Source organism: Massilia eurypsychrophila (assembly GCF_002760655.1).
Lineage (GTDB): Bacteria > Pseudomonadota > Gammaproteobacteria > Burkholderiales > Burkholderiaceae_D > JAFCUW01.
Genome location: NZ_PDOC01000066.1, coordinates 1 through 2,426 on the forward strand (window position 1 = coordinate 1; position 2,426 = coordinate 2,426).

A 2,426-nucleotide genomic window follows, 5' to 3' on the forward strand; every position below is an offset into this window, starting at 1 on the left:
GATGCAGACCAGGATCACATCGATCGGAAAGCGCATCCCTTTGAAGTTGAGCATGTCGAGTCGTCCTGGGTTCGGGCGCCGCAGCTTACCCGATTACCCCGTCGATGTTCGCTAATGCGACAGAACCGCCAGCAGTCGTCCTCGACTTCGTGCTGGCGCAATACGTGACACAAGGCGTCGATTGAATTACTGCTGGCTTGGCATACTTCCAGTCCATTGAACCTATTGAATTGAATTCGTGGCAGACATAGCTTCCTAATTGAGTGTTGCTTAGATTGCCAGTGCGGCCAAAGAGCTTCGTCTCTATACAACCGTTCCGACCAATGCACCGATGCCCGCTGCGGCACCCATCGAAAGCGCGCTCCAAAACGCCACGCGAATCACTCCCTTCTTCACACTTGCGCCACCGACTTTGGCCGCCAGGCCGCCGAGGAAGGCGAGAAAAAGCAGCGATGCCACCACGGTGACGGGGATTAGCTTTTCGTTTGGCGCCAGCACCACCACCAACATCGGTAACGCCGCGCCAACGGCAAAACTAAGCGCAGACGCGAAGGCCGCTTGCAGAGGCTTGGCGCTCATCGCATCGGTGAGCCCCAGCTCATCCTTCGAATGCGCGGCCAGAGCGTCGTGTTCCATCAGGCTGGTAGCAACTTGGTCGGCCAGCGTGGGCTCAAGGCCCCGGCCAACGTAAATGCTGGCTAACTCGCGATGCTCGCCCTTTGGATTCTCGCTGAGCTCGGTACGCTCCTTTTCGAGCGCTGCAGCTTCGGTGTCCGCTTGGGACTGTACAGAAACGTATTCCCCAGTCGCCATCGACATAGCTCCAGCAACCAACCCGGCTACGCCGGCAACTAAAATGCTTTGGTGTGTCGCATGCGATGCGGCGACACCAAGAACCAGACTGGCCGTGGAGACAATTCCGTCATTCGCGCCAAGGACGGCAGCACGTAACCAACCGACGCTATCTAGTTTGTGGAACTCTCGATGTCGCGTCAGCATGGTAAAAATCCTTTATCCCAGACAGCTAAAATATTTAGTGAGTATAACTGCGTATTTCGGTGAACGTGCCCACCCATTCCGGTCTATCGCGCCCACGTGCACGCGCGTGGATCCGTCAGCAAAACTCGAAGCACTCGAATCGGTTGTCGCACCGACGCTGCGCTCGGGGCGCTTCAAGGCCACAGACAAATTGATCGCATCACTAAAAGTGCAACCCGTTATGCGGAGAAAAAAACCTCAGGAATGAGACGGGTGCCGGGTCCCTGAGACGGAACTCCGCGTAAGATTAAACTCCGCATTACAGCTAAAATACGGTGCACCGCATTTTAGCTGGCTGGTGATGATCGTGGCCGCGCTGCCGGCCCGGTCGTCGATGATCTCCAGCAGATCCGAGCGCGTCATGCCGTCGATGGCGCCCATCCCCAATCGTCAAGTACAAGGTAAGCGGGATTTAAACCGCACCGGCAGCCATGCGGCCGCCGTCGCGCAGCGAATCGGCTATCGGTTGGCGTGGTTGAATGGCAGCAGGTCGGTCACGTCGTCACCGGCTTGGCGTTTCGGCAGTTCGGTCAGGACATGACGCAGCCAGGCGTAGGGTTCGACGTTGCAGGCCCGGCACGTGAGCATGAGGCTGTAGATGACGGCACTGGCGTCGGCACCGGGCACGGAGTCCGAGAAGAGCCATGCCTTTCGAGCTGTTGCGAAGGGGCGGATTTCCCGTTCGATCAAATTGTTGTCGATACATTAGCGGCCGTCATCGATATAGCGATAGATGTACAGCCACTGCCCGATCGCATAGGCGATCGCCTTGCCGATCAACGATTGTGGCATGACCTCTTTCTGGTTTTTCACCAGCCAGGCATGGAGGGCGTCCAGGATCGGGCGACTCTTTTCCTGCCGCCATTGGTGGATGCGCTCGATCTCGGTCAAGTCGTCGGGCAACGCCTTTTTGCGCGCCATCGCCTCGATATGGTAAAGCTTGCCGATCATGTCGAGCGCTTCCTTGGCCCGGCCGGTCGGATGCTTCTGCGCCTTGAGCGCCTCGTCGAACTTACGCCTCAGGTGGGCCATGCACCCAAGGGGTTCTGTCGCATTAGCGAACATCGACGGGGTAATCGGGTAAGCTGCGGCGCCCGAACCCAGGACGACTCGAGGTTCTGTCGCGTTGTTGATCAAACGACAGAATTTCCCTAGGGAAACGCTGAACAATTGCCGATTTTGGCGCAAATTGTGCAACCAGCAGCGCCGTGTCTTTCAGTAGCCGGGATTCTCAATTGCAAGCAGTTTGACGGGCGATTTTGGTTCTGTCGCATTAGCGAACATCGACGGGGTAATCGGGTAAGCTGCGGCGCCCGAACCCAGGACGACTCGACATGCTCAACTTCAAAGGGATGCGCTTTCCGATCGATGTGATCCTGGTCTGCATC

Annotated in this window: 3 protein-coding genes and 1 pseudogene; all 4 read right to left on the reverse strand. The window is 57.4% G+C overall.

Features of this window, described 5'->3' with window-relative positions; genetic code table 11:
* Window positions 1–303 precede the first annotated feature (303 nt).
* Window positions 304–999 carry a VIT1/CCC1 transporter family protein gene (locus tag CR105_RS27240; protein ID WP_099794084.1) on the reverse strand — a complete coding sequence of 232 codons (696 nt, stop codon included), beginning with the start codon at window positions 997–999 and terminating at the stop codon, window positions 304–306.
* Window positions 1,000–1,236: 237 nt separating this feature from the next.
* The gene (locus CR105_RS29590) at window positions 1,237–1,419 is read right to left on the reverse strand and encodes an ATP-binding protein (RefSeq protein WP_218968768.1); all 183 of its coding nucleotides are present in this window, start codon (window positions 1,417–1,419) and stop codon (window positions 1,237–1,239) included.
* A 78-nt stretch (window positions 1,420–1,497) separates the two neighbouring features.
* Window positions 1,498–1,626 carry a transposase domain-containing protein gene (locus CR105_RS29180; protein ID WP_229414153.1) on the reverse strand — a complete coding sequence of 43 codons (129 nt, stop codon included), beginning with the start codon at window positions 1,624–1,626 and terminating at the stop codon, window positions 1,498–1,500.
* A gap of 36 nt (window positions 1,627–1,662) precedes the next feature.
* A pseudogene (locus tag CR105_RS27260) lies at window positions 1,663–2,103 on the reverse strand (IS66 family transposase); the annotation flags it as partial.
* Between the last annotated feature and the right edge of the window lie 323 nt (window positions 2,104–2,426).